The 16,343-nt window shown below is 64.1% G+C and carries 12 protein-coding genes and 1 tRNA gene; 7 read left to right on the forward strand and 6 right to left on the reverse strand.

All coding sequences use genetic code 11. The features are described from left to right. Positions 1-205: 205 nt before the first annotated feature. The 4 genes from ACOIX3_RS41050 to ACOIX3_RS41065 all read left to right on the forward strand — a co-directional run bounded on the left by ACOIX3_RS41050 (position 206) and on the right by ACOIX3_RS41065 (position 7,147). The gene (locus ACOIX3_RS41050; protein WP_420967659.1) at positions 206-2,581 is read left to right on the forward strand and encodes a glucose/quinate/shikimate family membrane-bound PQQ-dependent dehydrogenase; all 2,376 of its coding nucleotides are present in this window, start codon (positions 206-208) and stop codon (positions 2,579-2,581) included. Positions 2,582-2,614: 33 nt separating this feature from the next. Continuing rightward, positions 2,615-3,979 carry a carbohydrate porin gene (locus ACOIX3_RS41055; protein ID WP_420967660.1) on the forward strand — a complete coding sequence of 455 codons (1,365 nt, stop codon included), beginning with the start codon at positions 2,615-2,617 and terminating at the stop codon, positions 3,977-3,979. A gap of 120 nt (positions 3,980-4,099) precedes the next feature. Further along, the gene (locus ACOIX3_RS41060; RefSeq protein WP_420967661.1) at positions 4,100-5,419 is read left to right on the forward strand and encodes an Hsp70 family protein; all 1,320 of its coding nucleotides are present in this window, start codon (positions 4,100-4,102) and stop codon (positions 5,417-5,419) included. Between the two features lie 138 nt (positions 5,420-5,557). Next, a complete protein-coding gene (locus ACOIX3_RS41065) occupies positions 5,558-7,147 on the forward strand; it encodes an ABC-F family ATP-binding cassette domain-containing protein (RefSeq protein ID WP_420967662.1) in 1,590 nt (529 codons plus the stop codon). Positions 7,148-7,996: 849 nt separating this feature from the next. Here ACOIX3_RS41065 and ACOIX3_RS41070 read toward each other — a convergent pair. Then, positions 7,997-8,236 carry a DUF1127 domain-containing protein gene (locus ACOIX3_RS41070; protein ID WP_420967663.1) on the reverse strand — a complete coding sequence of 80 codons (240 nt, stop codon included), beginning with the start codon at positions 8,234-8,236 and terminating at the stop codon, positions 7,997-7,999. Then, on the reverse strand, positions 8,233-9,657 hold the full coding sequence (locus ACOIX3_RS41075; RefSeq protein WP_420967664.1) for an MFS transporter: 1,425 nt from the start codon (positions 9,655-9,657) through the stop codon (positions 8,233-8,235). Before ACOIX3_RS41075 ends, ACOIX3_RS41070 begins: the two co-directional genes overlap by 4 nt. A 179-nt stretch (positions 9,658-9,836) precedes the next feature. On the opposite strand from ACOIX3_RS41075, the gene ACOIX3_RS41080 reads away from it, so the two are divergent. Further along, positions 9,837-10,664, forward strand: coding sequence for an ArsR/SmtB family transcription factor (locus ACOIX3_RS41080; protein ID WP_420967665.1), 828 nt, complete (start codon positions 9,837-9,839; stop codon positions 10,662-10,664). 140 nt (positions 10,665-10,804) lie between these two features. Here the strand turns inward: ACOIX3_RS41080 and ACOIX3_RS41085 are convergent, their stop codons facing one another. After that, the gene (locus ACOIX3_RS41085) at positions 10,805-11,695 is read right to left on the reverse strand and encodes a LysR family transcriptional regulator (RefSeq protein WP_420967666.1); all 891 of its coding nucleotides are present in this window, start codon (positions 11,693-11,695) and stop codon (positions 10,805-10,807) included. 101 nt (positions 11,696-11,796) lie between these two features. On the opposite strand from ACOIX3_RS41085, the gene ACOIX3_RS41090 reads away from it, so the two are divergent. Next, positions 11,797-12,591, forward strand: coding sequence for an SDR family NAD(P)-dependent oxidoreductase (locus tag ACOIX3_RS41090; protein ID WP_420967667.1), 795 nt, complete (start codon positions 11,797-11,799; stop codon positions 12,589-12,591). Positions 12,592-12,911: 320 nt separating this feature from the next. On the opposite strand, the gene ACOIX3_RS41095 is transcribed toward ACOIX3_RS41090, so the two are convergent. After that, a tRNA-Ser gene (locus ACOIX3_RS41095) sits at positions 12,912-13,001 on the reverse strand. 213 nt (positions 13,002-13,214) lie between these two features. On the opposite strand from ACOIX3_RS41095, the gene ACOIX3_RS41100 reads away from it, so the two are divergent. Continuing rightward, complete coding sequence (locus tag ACOIX3_RS41100) at positions 13,215-14,078, forward strand: alpha/beta fold hydrolase (protein WP_420967668.1); 864 nt, start codon at positions 13,215-13,217, stop codon at positions 14,076-14,078. Positions 14,079-14,275: 197 nt separating this feature from the next. On the opposite strand, the gene ACOIX3_RS41105 is transcribed toward ACOIX3_RS41100, so the two are convergent. Further along, positions 14,276-15,433 (reverse strand): ROK family protein, encoded by a 1,158-nt coding sequence (locus tag ACOIX3_RS41105; protein ID WP_420967669.1) that lies wholly within the window; start codon positions 15,431-15,433, stop codon positions 14,276-14,278. Between the two features lie 105 nt (positions 15,434-15,538). Further along, positions 15,539-16,342: an SDR family NAD(P)-dependent oxidoreductase gene (locus tag ACOIX3_RS41110; RefSeq protein WP_420967670.1), complete on the reverse strand. Its 804-nt coding sequence runs from the start codon at positions 16,340-16,342 to the stop codon at positions 15,539-15,541. Between the last annotated feature and the right edge of the window lies 1 nt (position 16,343).

The following is a 16,343-nucleotide window of genomic DNA, read 5'->3' on the forward strand; positions in this document are numbered from 1 at the left end:
TGCGCCTTGTTGAACAAAGTGCGCGCAGTTTGAATGATCCTGCTTCGGCAAGAATTGATATCGCAACTTTGCGCGCTTGTGTTGCACCAACGTCGCAGTTCCCCGTTGCAAGTTACGGTTGATTGAACCACAGTTCTTGAGAGCGGACGCGGCCTGTTGCGCTTGCGCAGGACAAGCCCGGTGCCTCTTCCGCACTGGTGCAGCCATGCAGCGATCCAGGGCCGTCTTTATCACGGGTATCGTCTACGCCTTGATTGGTCTGGTCCTCGCGGGCGGCGGCATCTGGCTCGCCGCGCTCGGTGGATCGATCTCTTACATTGTTATCGGCATCGGCATTCTCGCCACGGCTGCGTTGTTGTTGGCGCAGCGCCGTTCTGCGCTCTGGCTGTTTGCGATCGTGCTGGTCGGCACGCTCGCATGGGCCGTCTATGAGGTGAAATTCGACTGGTGGCCGCTCGCGGCGCGCGGCGACATCATCTTCCCGATGGCACTCTGGCTGCTGACGCCGGTGATCGTTCGCCGGCTAGTCCGAAACGAGCCGGTGTCCTACAGGCGTGCGACCGCGCCACTCTGGGTCGGCGTCGTGGCGGCAGCAGTCGTCCTCGTGGCCGGGCTGCTGTCGAGCTATCACGACATCAATGGCACGATTGCCGAAGTCGGTCCTGCTGTGCAGCAAAGCGAAGCCGACCCGCAACCGGATGGCGATTGGCGCGCCTATGGACGCACGCAATTCGGACAGCGCTATTCGCCGCTGAAGCAGATCACGCCAGACAATGTCGGCAAGCTCAAGGTTGCCTGGACCTTCCGCACCGGCGACGTGAAGACACCGGAGGATTCCGGCGAGACCACCTTCGAGGTCACCCCGATCAAGGTGCGCGACACGCTCTATCTCTGCTCGCAGCACCAGGTGCTGTTTGCGCTCGACGCCAGGACCGGCACCGAGCGCTGGCGATACGACCCCAAGCTGGTGCACAACAAGACGTTCCAGCACATGACCTGCCGCGGGGTCTCCTATCACGAGACCGCGGCTGGCGCCGTCGACTCTGGCGGCAATCCGGCCCCCGCCGAATGCCCGCGCCGGATCTTCCTGCCCGTCAACGACGGCCGCATGATCGCGCTCGATGCCGACAGCGGCAAACTCTGCGATGGCTTTGCCGATCACGGCGTCCTCGACCTGCAGCAAGGGATGGGGATCAAGACCGCCGGCTTCTTCGAGCCGACCTCGCCGCCGGTCGTCAGTGACAGGATCCTGGTCGTCGCCGCCGCGGTGATCGACAATTACGCCGTCGAAGTGCCGTCGGGCGTGATCCGCGGCTTCGATGTCTACACCGGCAAACTGGTCTGGGCCTGGGACTCCGCCGCAGCCGACGAGAACGCGCTGCCGTCGCCGACGCGGCATTACACCAACGGCTCGCCGAATTCCTGGATCACGGCCTCGTTCGATCCGAAATTGAATCTGGTCTACATCCCGACCGGCAATAACGGACCCGACATCTGGGGCGGCAATCGCGATGCGCTGGTCGAGCGCTATTCCAGCTCGATCGTCGCGCTGGATGTCGACACCGGCAAGCGCGTCTGGTCGTACCAGACCGTGCATCATGATCTCTGGGACATGGACGTTCCCTCGCAACCGAGCCTGGTCGATGTGACGACGGCCAAGGGCGTCGTCCCCGCGATCATCCAGCCGACCAAGGTGGGCAACATCTTCGTGCTCGATCGCAGGACCGGCGAATTGATCGTGCCGGCGCCGGAACGTGCGGTGCCGCAGGGCCCCGCGCCCGGCGACCGCTCCGCACCGACCCAGCCGTTTTCCGAGCTGACGTTCCGGCCGGAGGCCAAGCTGACCGGCGCCGACATGTGGGGCGGCACGCTCTTCGACCAGTTGCTGTGCCGGATCATGTTCCACCGGCTGCGCTACGAGGGCACCTTCACGCCGCCGTCGCTGCAGGGCACGCTGGTCTTCCCCGGCAATCTCGGGATGTTCGAATGGGGCGGCATCGCGGTCGATCCCGTCAGGCAGATCGCGATCGCCAATCCGATGTCGCTGCCGTTCGCCTCCAGGCTGATTCCGCGCGGCCCGCAAAATCCTCCGGCGCCGACCGCCGAGAAGCCGGTCGGCAGCGAGGTCGGGACGCAGCCGATGTACGGCACGCCGTTCGGGGTCGATATCTCGAGCTTCCTGTCGCCGCTCTCCGTGCCGTGCTACCGGCCGCCATGGGGCTCGATGGCCGCCATCGATCTCAGGACGATGAAGATCGTCTGGCAGCATCCGAACGGCACGATCCGGGACACCACGCCGCTGCCGCTTCCGTTCAAGATGGGCGTGCCGATGCTCGGCGGGCCGATCACCACCGCCGGCGGCGTCGCCTTCTACACCGGCACCTATGAGTACACGATCCGCGCCTACGACGTGCGCGACGGCAAGGTGCTCTGGGAAGATCGCCTGCCTGCCGGCGCCCAATCGACGCCGATGAGCTACGAGGCCGGCGGCAAGCAGTACGTCGTCACCGCGGCCGGCGGCCACGGTTCGTTCGGCACCAAGCGCGGCGACTATGTCATCGCCTACGCGTTGAAGGATTGAAGTCATTGAAGCATTGAATCCGGGAGCGTCGTCATGCTTGCGTCATCCGGCGACCGAACGCAGCATCCGACCGCGTTCTGTCTCTGGCTGGGTCTCGCGGCGATATCGGTCTCCGCAGGCGGTGAGGTCGCACGTGCCGCCGATCTGACAACTCCCGTCGCTGCGAGCGGTCCGACAGCCGCACCGGTTCCTTGGCTGCTCGGCGATTGGGACGGCGCGCGCACCCGGCTGTTGAATGCCGGCATCGATTTTCAGTTCGGCTACACCAGCGAGCTTGCCGGCAACGCAACGGGCGGCCAGCGGCAGCAGGTCGCCTACACCGATCAATGGACCTTCGGCACCACGTTCGATCTTGCAAAGCTCGGCGTCGTGCCCGGCGGCACGATCCAGGTCACATGGACCGACCGCAACGGCAGCAATCTGAGCGATGACGCGCGGCTCGGCACGCTGCAGCAGGTGCAGGAGCTGTTCGGACGCGGCCAGACGCTGCGGCTCACGCAATTCTGGTACGACCAGAAATTCATCGACGGCCTGGTCGACTGGAAGATCGGACGCATCACCTTCGGCGAGGACTTCGCATCGTTCGCATGCGACTTCCAGAACCTGACCTTCTGCGGCGCGCAGCCCGGCAACCTCGTCGGCAACTACATCTACAACTGGCCCGTCAGCCAATGGGCCACGCGGCTGAAGTTCAACCTGCAGGGCTTCGGTTATTTTCAGTTCGGTGTGTATGACGCCAATCCCAATTACCTGAAGGTCTCGCAATCGGCGCTTCCGGTGTTCTACTCGGGATCCACCGGCCTGCTGATTCCGGCCGAGATCGCCTGGCTGCCGAAGTTCGGCAATCTGCAGGGCAGCTACAAGTTCGGTGGCTGGTACGATACGTCGACCGCCCCCGATGTGGTCACCGACGTCAACGGCAACCCGGCCGTCCTCAGCGGACAACCGCTGCTACAGAGCCGCGGACGTTACGGTGCCTATGTCAGCTTCGTTCAGCAGGTGATCCGCTCGTCGCAAGCGAGCTCCGCCGGCATGGTCAGCCTGTTCTTCAATGCGACAATGGCCGACCGCCGCACGGCCACCACCGATTATCAAATCGCCGGCGGCCTGACCTATACCGGACCATTCCAGTCGCGCCCCGAGGACGACATCGGATTTGCGGTCGGCACCACCCATGTCAACAGCCGCATCGCCTGGTCGGAAGAGCTGCAGAATCTCGCCGGCCTCGGTCCCGTCGCCGTCCAGGGCAATGAATACGTCATGGAACTGTACTACACCTACCGGCCGCTCGCCGGCCTGCAGGTGCGGCCGAACATCCAGTACGTGATCGACCCCGGCGGCACCAGCCGGAACGCAAACGCTTTGGTGTTCGGCCTGAAGACGGTTGCGAATTTCTGACACGCGCATGACGCCCGTGTCACTCCGCGGATCGTGAACTTTGTGATGTTCAGACGGGTTGGCAAACGTGGCCAAAGCCGCTAAAGGTCCGCCCCCTTTCACAGACAATCCGAGCATGACATGACGAGCGCCCCGCCCGCCGTCTCGATTGGCGTCGATTTTGGCACCAGCAACACCGTGGTCGCGCTGTCCGATGGCGACGGCCGCGTCGAGGCTGTTCGATTCGACCATGGCGGCCGCACGCATAGCGTCTATGTCTCCGCGCTGTGCTTCTGGGAGGACCGGCCCGGCGCCGGCCTGCATCCGCGCGCCGAGGGCGGCCCGTGGGCGATCGAGCAGTTCCTCGAGGGACGCACGATCCATCGCTTCATCCAGTCGTTCAAGACCTTTGCGGCAAGCTCGGCGTTCAACACCACCCAGATCTTCCGGCAGCGCTACAAGTTCGAGGATTTGCTCGCGGCGTTCCTGCGCACGCTGACGCGCCATGCCGGCGAAGGCTTCGACTTGGGCGCGCCGACCATCATGGTCGGCCGCCCGGTGAAATTTGCCGGCGGCAATCCCAATGACGAGCTTGCGATGCAGCGCTACCGGGCCGCGTTCGAGCGGCTCGGCGCCGGCCACGCGCGCTATGTCTACGAGCCGGTCGGCGCCGCATTCTCCTTCGCGCGCAGCCTCGATCACGATGCGACGGTGCTGGTCGCCGATTTCGGCGGCGGCACCAGCGACTTTTCCGTGATGCGCTTCTCGCGCAAGGGCGGCGTGCTGCGCGCCGAGCCGCTTGGACATTCCGGCATCGGCATCGCCGGCGACACCTTCGACTACCGCATCGTCGACCACATCGTGTCGCCACGGCTCGGCAAGGGCACCAACTACCGCTCGTTCGACAAGGTGCTGCCGATCCCCAATCACTATTATTCGAGCCTCGCCCGCTGGCATCAGCTCGCGATGATGCGAGGCAATGGCGATTTGCGCGAGTTGCAGCAGCTCGCGCGCACCGCGATCGATCCGGCGCCGCTGCACGACTTCATCACCATCGTCGACCACGATCTCGGCTTTGCGCTGTACCGCGCCGTCTCCGACACCAAGGTCGCGCTGTCGAGCCGCGACCGCGTCGAGTTCCGCTTTGCCCGCCAGGGCATCGATATCGGCGCGACCGTGACGCGCGACGATTTCGAATCCTGGATCGCCGACGACATCGAGCGGCTCGGTGCGACGGTGGACGAGGCGCTGGCGAAATCCGGCATCACCGCGCGCGACGTGGAGAAGGTATTCCTGACCGGCGGCACCTCGTTCGTGCCGGCGGTGCAGCGCCTGTTCGCCGAGCGTTTCGGCGAAGCGCGGCTGACCTCGGCGGATCAGTTCGAGTCGATCGCCTATGGTCTCGCGCTGATCGGCCACACGCCGGATCCAGACCGCTGGACCTTCGCGGAAGCGGCGTGACGGTTTGCTTCGCGCCTTGATCCCGGCCCAATGTGCGGCTACATCGCTTCAACCATCAATTCGAGAGGATGCCGACAGCCATGGATTTCATCCGGACCGCAACGCCCATCAGCCTTGCCCACCGGGATATCCATTGCCATGCCTGCATCGATCACGCTCTCCCATCTGACCCTGTCCGCGCCTGACGGCCGGGTTCTCCTTTCCAACATCGATCTGAACTTCGGACCCGAACGGACCGGCCTTGTCGGCAGGAACGGCGTCGGCAAGACGACGCTGCTCGGCCTGATCGCAGTCGCGCGCGCGCCGCAATCCGGCACGGTCGCGGTTCAGGGACGCGTCGCGATGCTGCATCAGACGGTTCAGGTGACGCCGGACGAAAGCGTCGTCGATCTATTCGGCGCACGCGGTGCGCTGGCCGCGTTGCGCCGGGCCGAACAGGGCCTTGCGAGCACTGAAGAGCTTGCGGATATCGACTGGACGCTCGACACCCGCATCGCATCCGCGCTCGCGCGTGTCGGACTGAACGATGTGCTCGAAGCCCCGCTGGCGGCGCTGTCCGGCGGACAGGCCACCAGGGCGCGCCTTGCCGCACTGACCTTCGCGCAACCCGACTTTCTGCTGCTCGATGAACCCACCAACAATCTCGATCGCGCGGGGCGCCAGGCGGTGATCGACCTGCTCGCCGACTGGCGGCATGGCGCCATCATCGTCAGCCACGACCGCGAGCTGCTCGAGACCATGGATGCGATCGTCGAACTGACCTCGCTGGAAGCCCGACGCTACGGCGGCAATTGGAGCCAGTACCGTGCGCGTAAGTCCGTCGAGCTGTCGGCGGCACGACACGATCTGGCCGATGCCGAGAAGCGTGTCGCCGAGATCGACCGCAAGGCGAGGGAAACGTCTGAACGGCAGGCGCGCAAGGACGGCGCCGGCGCGAGGAAGCACGCCAACGGCGATCTGCCGCGCATCGCCGCCGGACTGCGCAAGGATCGCAGCGAGGACACCGGCGGCGAGAACGCCCGCCTCGCCGAGCGGCGGCGGACGCAAGCGCTCGAACTCGCCACCGCGGCGCGCCAGCGCATCGAGGTGCTGCAACCGTTCTCGGTGCAACTGCCGTCGACGCAGCTGCCTGCGAGCCGGATGGTGCTGCGGATCGAAGGTGCCGATGCCGGCTACGCCGCTGAAACGCCGATCCTGCGTAACCTCACCTTCTCTATGTCAGGACCGGAGCGCGTCGCGATTGTCGGTCCTAACGGCGCCGGCAAGACGACGCTGCTCAAGCTCATCAGCGGCGATCTGACCGCGGCGCGCGGCACCGTCGAGGTGATGACCCGCTTTGCGATGTTCGACCAGGCGGTCAGCCTGCTCGATCCGTCAGTCTCCATCCTGGACAATTTCCGGCGCATCAATCCGGATGCGAGCGAGAACGCCTGTCGGGCGGCGCTGGCGCGCTTCATGTTTCGCGCTGATGCAGCCCTGCAAATCGTCGCGAGCCTGAGCGGCGGCCAGTTGCTGCGCGCCGGCCTCGCCTGCGTTCTCGGCGGCGTGAGCCCGCCGCCGCTCCTGATCCTGGATGAGCCGACCAATCACCTCGACATCGAATCGATGGAAGCGGTCGAGGCCGGACTGCGCGCCTATGACGGCGCGCTGCTGGTCGTCAGCCACGATGAGACCTTCCTCGAGGCCATCGCGATCACCCGCAGGTTGGATCTCGCTTCGTCGAGGTGATGCGACGCAGCTCAATGTTTCGAACGACAAAGGCTGGTCACGAAGTGAACAGCCGAGCACGCGTCGCCAGGGGCAGGATGTAGGCGCGGTGCTCGGCTGTCAGGCCGCGCGGCGGTGCGGCCATTCCGCCAACCTCGCTCGTCCCCACGAGCGAGGCCGTCGGAGCTGAATCTCGCCGGTTGCTAAATCCGCGCCGTCGAATGGAGTGCGTTTCTCCAAAGGGCAAATGCGGCGAAGCCTGCCAGCAACAAAAAGCCGCCGCCGACCGCGATCAAAAAATGCGCGAACGTCATCTTGGAAATCCCAATTGAGAAGCATCCTGCGGCGCGACACGCACTGCAGCCTGGCAATCAAATGCACTTCACAAATTGATTTGCCCCGCCGGCCGACGCCGGACAGCCCGAAAGGTGGCTGGCACTACGCTCTGCCCACCCTTCGATTCCAGAGAGGTCGTCAAGCCACTCGGCTGCGGCCTCTCATCGTGCGGCTCGTCACGCCGCTCAACTGTCACGAGGATAATCGATAAAACTTTATCGACAATCGAAACGGAAAATTAAGGTTACCGGCCCGCGGCCGGCCGCGGCCTCCACCAAAATATCGAAAACAACCCCATGCAAAGTAGCCGGCAGCCACCGCTCCAGCCTGAGCGGCCATCAATTGGAGCAGACATCCCCGGACGAAGGTTCGGGTGGCTTGGTCGGGAACCCACGGTCCGAACTACTAGACCAGGTGCGTATTCATGAATTTCGCCATGTCTGCGGCGATGCCGGATCGCGACTTCTCCGCGCGCTCCCGTCCATCTCGAAAGAAGTTGGCTGGCACGCCCTCGCCAGAGGCAGCGGCTGCTATTCAAGCCCGCCAGAAGGGCTTCGTGACTTCCAGAGCGATGTCGCTCCAGGAAAGCCCGACATCATGCAAGTCGCGGTCTGTCCATTCCGCCAAGTCGCGACGCTGCCGAACACGGTCGCGCCAAGTGCTCAAGGTGTCGCTGACCTGCTTCACAAGACCCCAACCACGATGATTTCTCATCGACGCCCTGGTGTTCGGTCTCCGGGCACCACACGGACTCGACCTGCACCTCCCCTTCATCGTCCCACCTTTGCCCGGCCCTGCAAGATCGCGACCGCACCTGCGAGCAACACAGCGGCCGATATCACGAGCGAGGCATGCGCGCCTGCCACGAACGCGTTGTTCCCTCCGACCAGCGAACCGAACAGGGCAACGCCAACCACGCTGCCGGTCTGCCGCGTCGCGTTCAATACACCCGCGGCGATGCCGGATCGCGACTTCTCGACACTGCCGAGCAGCGTCGAAGTCAAAGACGGCACGAGCAGGCCGAGCCCGCCGCCGAGGATGATGAGCTGAGCGCCGATCGCCCAGTAGCTGGTGCCTGAGGCCATAGGCAGCAGCGCAACGCAGCCCGCGGCGGTGATCATACAAGCCAGCGCGATGGTTCGCGGCGCGCCAAGGCGCTCGCTGACCGACGCGGCGATCAGGTTGGCGGGGAGCACCATGGCCATCATGGGTACGAAGGCGAGGCCCGTCGCGAACGGCGACCAGCCATTGACGTTCTGGAAGTAGAGACTGAGCACGAAGATCAGGCCGTAGAAGGCGATGTTGAAGAGAAGCCCGACCAGAGCGGTCAGCGCGAACATGCGATGGCGGAACAGCGACAGCGGCAGCATGGGTTGCAGCGCGCGCGCCTCGCGCCATACGAACAGGAGTCCGATGACGGCCGCCCCGGCGAAGCCCGTGATGACGAGCGGATGGCTCCAGCCGAGCACGCCGCCCTCGATCAGCGCACCGGCCAGCGTGCCGAGGGTTGCAATCGCCGCGATCTGTCCCGGCAGATCAATCTCTCGCTGCGCGAGCCGCGGCGTCTCCTCGGCGTAACGCCAGGCGAGCCAGAGGCCGGCGGCGCCAATCGGCAAGTTGACCAGAAAGATCGCGCGCCAGCCGACCAGCGCGATCAGCGCGCCGCCAACTAGCGGCCCCGCAGTCAGTGCGACGCTCGCACCTGCGGCCCAGAAGCCGACCGCGCGGCCGCGCGCCTTCGGATCGGTATAGGCATGATTGAGCAGCGTCAGCGAGTTCGGCACCAGGATTGCCGCCGCCAAGCCCTGCACGGAGCGGGCAACGATCAGGAACATCGCCGACGGAGCCAATGCGCAGGCGAGCGAAGCCAACGTGAAGATTGCAAAGCCCCCTATGAATATCCGTTTGGCGCCAACGCGATCACCGAGCGCACCAGCGGTCAAAATGAAGGCAGCGAATGCGATGGTATAGGCGGTCACCACCCATTGCAGCTCGGCCACGCTGCCGCCGAGCGAGGTGCTGATGCTGCTCAGCGCTGTATTAACGATGGTGATGTCCAGCTGCACGACGCCGAGGCCGAGGCTCGTGGCGGCAAGCGCCAACGCTGCGGCGAGCGGCGAACGGGATGACGCGCTGTCAGAGCCGGCTTGTCCGGCTTGTTCCGGCTGCCTTGTGTTGAGCGAAGTTGCTTGCATTGATCACACTCGGTTGTCCGTGAGATTTTGATGGCTCAGACCAGCCCGCTTTTTCGGCTATCATTCGATGCCAATCGAATACTTGGAGCCGCGAGACGATCTTTCGTCCCGTCGCGGCGATGCCTTTCGCTGGGACTTAGTGGCGTCCAGACAACCTATGTCCCGCGATTGAATCGGTCTTGCAGAAACACTACGGTCTTGGCCGAAGTATTCGTGCTTGGCACTGCGTGCTCGTCGGCGTAAAACAAGACATGGACACGGGACCCAAGATCGCCCAAGTCGCGGCACTCATCGGCGATCCGGCGCGCGCCAACATGCTCAGCGCACTGATGGATGGTCGAACGTTGACTGCCTCCGAGCTCGCCTATGTGTCTGGCGTGGCGCCGCAGACAGCGAGTGGCCATCTTGCGAAACTCAGCGACGCCGGACTGCTTGCGCTCGCAAAGCGGGGCCGACGACGATATTTTCGCTTGGCCTCTCCGCACGTCGCGCGCGTGCTGGAAGGTCTCATGGTCGTGGCCCAGGAAGGGCCCGCTCGGCAGCGCAATCTCTGGCGCGGCGGAGAGACGCTTCGACACGCGCGCACGTGCTATGACCACATGGCCGGCCGCATCGCCGTCGCGATCGCCGACCGGCTTGTCCAACAGTCGTTTATTCTGCTCGACGAGGATGGCGGACAACTGACCGATGCCGGTCGGTCATTCTTCGATGAATTCGGCGTTGATCTTCGCCTCGCCTCCAAGCGCCGAGTGTTCTGTCGCCCCTGTCTCGACTGGAGCGAGCGCCGGCCGCATCTGGCCGGGGCGCTCGGCGCTGCCATCCTTCATCACGCTCTCGAGCACGATTGGGTTGAGCATGTCCGGGATAGCCGCGCGCTCGTCGTGACGCCTGCCGGTGTCAGAGGACTTGCCACAACGTTCGGCATCGAGGGCGCCCCCTCGATGGATGGCCGCGAACGGCAGGTTGCATCACTGTCCGGAGGCCGGGTAACAGTTATCTCGGGTTGAGTCAGCGCCCCCGGACGGTCTCGGCCGCGACCCGCGGCTTCTTCGCGCTTATCGCCTTGGATCAGTCGCATATCGCGATCCCAGCCGCATCCCTGTGCGCCAGCGCGAGGTGTTCCTCCTGCGTGTAACGGGGCGTTGTCTTAAGTTCGCCGCGGAATGGCGTCCGCGAAGAAATCGGTCACTTGCCGGACTCGGGCCGGGACGAAACGGCGTTTCGGCCAAACGAGACTTATATCTCTGACATCGTCCATAAATTCCCCGAGGATCGTAATGACATCGGGATGGCTGAGTTCATCGGCAAGGGAAACCTTGGCGAACAGGCCAATTCCAACATCGCGGAGAACCGCGGCCCGGATCGTTTCGACACTGTTGGACCAGAGGTTCCCTCGAACCGGGACGCTGAATCGACCTTCTCGCCCCACGAACGGCCAATTCGCCGCCTCTGTCAGGCCACCATACAAAAGGCAATTGTGCTCAACGAGCTCCGCAGGTGTCTTTGGTATCCCGTGGCGCTCGAAATAACGGCGAGATCCGACGCATACGAGGGGAGTGATTGCAACGCGCCTCACAACCGCGTCGGGCTCAGTGACGGGCCCAAGTCGTATTGCCAGGTCGATCCGATCTTCCACCATATCTCGCACGATGTCGGAGAGAACGAGATCCACCTGAAGGCCGGGATTGAGCGACAACAGGTTGGGGATGAGCGGCAAAACATGAAGACGGCCGAAAGTACCAGATGCGGCGATCCTGATTAAACCCGAAACACCCAGCGTGCTTCTGGTCAGTTCGCTATCAGCGTCCTGCATCTCGTCAATAAGCGGCTTTGTCCGATCATAGTATCTCCGCCCCTGATCCGTCAGGGTCACGCGGCGTGTGCTTCTGTTAAACAGCATCACGCCCAGGCGTTTTTCCAACGCACCGATGGCTTTGCTGACGGCGGACTGTGAGTCCCCGGTTGTGCGCGCGGCGGCGGAAAAACCGCCTGCTTCAACCACGGCTATGAAGGCGTTCAATTCGTTGAACCGATCCATCCCATTCCTCCGGGGAATTAATGTTATGGCAACTTAGGCCATTATCGTTGGTTCTGACATCACCCACATCCAGATCTCTCCGCAGTAGAAGGAAGGGTGTCATGAATATCGAACTGACTGGCCGCAGGGCGGTCGTTACTGGGTCCACGGCAGGTATCGGCCGAGCCATTGCAGAAGGGTTGGCGCGTGCAGGCGCTGCGGTCGTGATCAACGGCCGCCGCGAGGACAGGGTCGCCGCAACGCTTCGCGAGTTGCGCAAGCTTTTCCCAAAGGGTGAGTTCACCGGCGTCACCGCCGATCTTGCGACCCCGGAAGGTGCCGCGGAGTTGTTCGCGCGGGCGCCGGATGCGGACATTCTCGTCAACAATGTGGGCACGGGGCGCGCGAAGCCCTTCTTCGAAATTGGCGACAGCGAGTGGATCGATCTCTTCCAGCTGAACGTCATGAGCGGCGTCCGGGCCTCCCGCCACTATGTGCCGGACATGATGAAGCGCGGCTGGGGTCGCGTCGTCTTCATCAGTAGCGAGTCCGCGCTCGCAATCCCCGTAGACTTGATCGACTACGCTATGACCAAGACCGCTCAGCTCGCCGTTTCGAGGGGCTTGGCCGAGGTGGTCGGCGGAACAGGCGTCACCGTCAATTCGGTCCTGCCTGGTCCGACCAATTCGGAGATCATGGGCGGTTGGATGAAGGCGGCTGCGGAGGCACAAGGCATTACGCAAGAGGAAGCCGAGCAGCAGTTCCTCAAAACGACGCGCCCGACAACGCTCATCAAGCGCTTCGCGACAACCGAAGAAGTCGCAAACCTGGTCGTCTATATCTGCTCAGAGCAGGCTTCGGCGACGACAGGTTCTTCCTTGCGTGTCGACGGCGGCGTCGTTCGGACAATTGCATAGGCCGCCCGAGGCGATCGCGCAGCAAGCCAGGGCGATCGGGCCAACTGTGACGGCGAACTCGCTGCAAGACGCGCTCAAGGCCCAGGGCGCCATCTTGGCGATTCCCTTTTCGGCAATTGCCGGACTTGCCGCCATGACGAACTGGAGCGAAAAACGGTCGTCGATCCAACTAACGCGATCAACTTTCCGGATTTCACCCCGACGGACTTGGGCGGCAAGTTCGCGTCACGCCTCGTTCAAGAGGCCCTGAGCGGAGCGCGGGTGGCCAAAGCCTTCAACACAATACAAGCAGCAATTCTGGCGCAGAGCCCCGAAGAAGATGGCGGAGAGGGGGGGATTCGAACCCCCGATAGGCTTGCACCTATGCCGCATTTCGAGTGCGGTACAATCAACCACTCTGCCACCTCTCCAGCGGCCCAGGTGATTTGCACCACCCGCGGTCGGGCGTGTTCTAGGCGAGGATGGCGGGCCAGACAAGGCACTGCAATAATATTTCCGTCACCGGGGGCCTCGCCCCATCGAAGCGCCGGGGTGACGCGAGAAAGCGCGCGGAAACAAAGCGCTAGCGGGACGGTTCTGGTCCGGTCGGCGCGCGGGCGAAGCAAAAACAGCAGGAGCGGCCCATGGAGCATGCGACGATTCGAGCCAACGGCGCGGCGTTCCACGTCGCGCGGACCGGGAGCGGCCCGCCGCTGCTGCTGTTGCACGGCTGGCCGGAATTCTGGCTGACCTGGAAGCCTGTCATGGCGCGCCTCGCCGACCGCTACACCCTGATCGCGCCCGATCTGCGCGGCTTCGGCGACAGCGACAAGCCGCAAGGCTCGTTTGGCCCCGATCAGCATACCGACGACATGCTGGCGCTGCTGGACGCGCTCGGGATCGACAAGGCCGGCGTGGTCGGCCACGACGTCGGCGGCGCGGTGATGCAGCCGCTCGCCCGCAAGGCGCCAGAGCGCATCGCCGGGCTGTTCTTCTTCGATTTCGTCTATCCCGGCATCGGTCCGCGGATGGCCGCGCCCGACCGGCTGAATCACATCTGGTACCAGTCGTTCCACCAGATGGAGATGGCGCCCGCCCTGGTCGGCGCTAACAGAGAGACCTGCCGCACCTACATCGGCCATTTCCTGCACGACTGGACGCACCGCAAGGCCGCGTTCGACGACGTGATCGAGGACTTCGCCGACAACTTCTACAAGCCCGGCAACCTCGCCGGCGGCTTTGCGCATTATCGCGCGTCGCATGCGGGGCGCGTGAAGATGATGCAGGGCGAGGCGCCTGCGCTGCCGCCGATCACGGTGCCGACCTGCATCCGCTGGGCCGAGCACGACCCGCTGTTTCCCTATGCCTGGACCGACCAGCTGGGTGAGACCTTCTCGAATCTGGACCTGAAGATGTTTCCCGATGTCGGGCATTTCCCGCATCGCGAGGACCCCGACCAAGCCGCCGCCGAGATCGCCGGCTTCTTCGGGCGGATCAATTGGAAGTAGAAAGTGGTGGGACCGCCAGGACGCGACAAAAACTGGCGGTCCCGTGCCGCTTTTCAGTATGCTGGCCGGGAAGTGCGGCTTCGCCGGTCGGCGGGAGCGACACGGTCCACGGTAGCGGCCGGCGCCCAAACGGCAACGCGATCCCGATCTTAACCTAACCGATCAACCTTACCGCGCGATCGGCTAGCCCAAGCGGCTCAGGCGTCGGCCTTCTTCGCCTTCTTGGCCCTTTTCTCGCTCTTTTCGTCCTCGTCGTCCTTGTCCTTTTTCTCGGCTTTCTTGTCGTCCTTGCCGTTGTCTTTCTTGCGGTTGGTGTAGCGAGCATTGCCGAGCCCGGTTCCGATCGTCAGCACGCCCCAGCGCGCGACATCCTGCATGAACGGCACCTCGGCCAGTCCCTGCGCCACACCGTCATTATGCATCACGATCGCGGTGTCATGATCGCCGATCTGCGGGATCGCCTCGACCAGGCTCGCCGGCAGGTTGAATTTGCTGCTCTCCCAATTGCCCGGCAAATTCTGTGCGCCCTTCTCGATCGAGCCGTCCTCGTTGATGACGCCGGGACAAGAGATGCCGATGAACGGCGCGAGCTTGAGGTTCTCCTTCTCGGCGGCGGCGATCAGATCCTTCAGCATCTTCACCAGCCGCTTCACCGCGCCTTCGCGCGTCGGCTCGTCATTGGCATGGCGCCACAGCTCCGATTTCCAGACCGTTGCCTTGGAGAGATCGGGCGCCTTCTTCCAGCGCGTCTCGACGACGCCGCAGCGGATATTGGTGCCGCCGATATCGACGGCGAGCACGCCGTCATGGGCCTCGAAAATCCACGACGGCGCCAGATGCAGCGTGCCGATCAGGCCGGCATCATCGGGATGAAAGCGGATCGGTACCATGTCGACCTTGAAATCCTCCGACTTCAGGATGATGTCGGTGCGCGCGATGGCGAGCTCGCCGAGCCTGGAGTCGCGGAAGCCGCCGCCGACCACGATGCGCTCGGTCTTGGCCCAGGCCTTGGTGCCGAGGAAGCGCCGCGTCACATAAGCGAGCTCCTGCGCAAACTCCTCGATTGCGCTGTGCACGATCGCAGAGGCCTCCGTGTCGTCGCCGACCAGCAACTCGTCGAGCTTCTTCTTGCTGATCTGGTCCGAGGGCTCCTCGCCGAACGGATCCTCGTCCGATTTGCGCAGCGGCTTGCGCCAGCGGTCGAGGATCTTGCGGAAAGCGCCCTTGGAGGCGCGATCGCCGAGAAAACCCTCGTCGTCCTTCAGCTCGATGTTGAAGCTGTCGATGTCGACGGAGGGCAGCCGCACGGCACCGTGGTGCGCGATTCCCGTGGTCAGTCCGGTGTCTTCGGCCATTCGCCCTGCCCGCTAGAGATTCCCTGCACTAACGGCCGGGAACTCAATTGGTTGCGTCCCGCACGGCAGCGCGAGGCCGGTGCGGGACGCCATATCGCAAAGGTCTCAGGCCGCATTCACCCCATAACGCGCCGCGGGCATGCTGCGCGACAGGTTCGGCATCAGCTTCTGGCGGGCCGCCTCATAGGCCTGCCAATCCGCGGCATCCGGCAGCGACGGCACGGTGAAGACTTCGCCCTGGTCGAAGCCGGCCAGCGCAGCGTTCACCATGTCCTCGGCCTTCATCACGATCTCGCCGGGCAGATGCGCGACCGGCGTGCCGGCGATGTCCCAGAACTCGGTCGCCGTGGCCCCCGGCAGCACGGCCTGGACGCGAATGTTCTTGTCCTTCAGCTCGTGCTGTAGCGAGTGGGTCAGCGCCAACACGAAGGCCTTGCTGCCGCCGTAGACGCCGTTGAGCAGTTCCGGCTGAACGCCGACGACCGAGGCGATATTGATGATGGTGCCGCCGCCGCGCGCGACGAATCCCGGCACCGCCGCATAGGTCAGGCGCATCAGCGCGTCGACATTGAGCGCGATCATGTCGCTCATCTTGTCGACATCGGATGCGAGCAGCGGCGCTGTGGCGCCGACGCCGGCATTGTTCACGAGCACGCTGATGCCTTCGTTGCTGCGCAGAATGGATTCGATCCGTGCGACATCGCCGCGCTTGGCGAGGTCGGCGGCAACGATCTCGATCGATCGGCCTGTCTCCTGCGAAAGACGCTTGGCAAGCCCATTGAGGCGCTCGCGGTTGCGTGCGACGAGGATCAGATCGTAGCCACGCCGTGCGAGCCGGTCCGCGTAGATGGCACCGATTCCGGACGACGCACCGGTAACGAGCGCCGTTCCTTTGGCTGACTTGGTCATG

The organism is Bradyrhizobium sp. B120 (assembly GCF_049075665.1).
In the GTDB taxonomy this organism is placed as follows: domain Bacteria; phylum Pseudomonadota; class Alphaproteobacteria; order Rhizobiales; family Xanthobacteraceae; genus Bradyrhizobium.

Coding starts and splice junctions, on each gene's coding strand:
- ACOIX3_RS41050 (WP_420967659.1), top strand. CDS start 206: ATGCAGCGATCCAGGGCCGTCTTTATCACGGGTATCGTCTACGCCTTG.
- ACOIX3_RS41055 (WP_420967660.1), top strand. CDS start 2,615: ATGCTTGCGTCATCCGGCGACCGAACGCAGCATCCGACCGCGTTCTGT.
- ACOIX3_RS41060 (WP_420967661.1), top strand. CDS start 4,100: ATGACGAGCGCCCCGCCCGCCGTCTCGATTGGCGTCGATTTTGGCACC.
- ACOIX3_RS41065 (WP_420967662.1), top strand. CDS start 5,558: ATGCCTGCATCGATCACGCTCTCCCATCTGACCCTGTCCGCGCCTGAC.
- ACOIX3_RS41070 (WP_420967663.1), bottom strand. CDS start 8,236: ATGAAGGGGAGGTGCAGGTCGAGTCCGTGTGGTGCCCGGAGACCGAAC.
- ACOIX3_RS41075 (WP_420967664.1), bottom strand. CDS start 9,657: ATGCAAGCAACTTCGCTCAACACAAGGCAGCCGGAACAAGCCGGACAA.
- ACOIX3_RS41085 (WP_420967666.1), bottom strand. CDS start 11,695: ATGGATCGGTTCAACGAATTGAACGCCTTCATAGCCGTGGTTGAAGCA.
- ACOIX3_RS41090 (WP_420967667.1), top strand. CDS start 11,797: ATGAATATCGAACTGACTGGCCGCAGGGCGGTCGTTACTGGGTCCACG.
- ACOIX3_RS41100 (WP_420967668.1), top strand. CDS start 13,215: ATGGAGCATGCGACGATTCGAGCCAACGGCGCGGCGTTCCACGTCGCG.
- ACOIX3_RS41105 (WP_420967669.1), bottom strand. CDS start 15,433: ATGGCCGAAGACACCGGACTGACCACGGGAATCGCGCACCACGGTGCC.
- ACOIX3_RS41110 (WP_420967670.1), bottom strand. CDS start 16,342: ATGACCAAGTCAGCCAAAGGAACGGCGCTCGTTACCGGTGCGTCGTCC.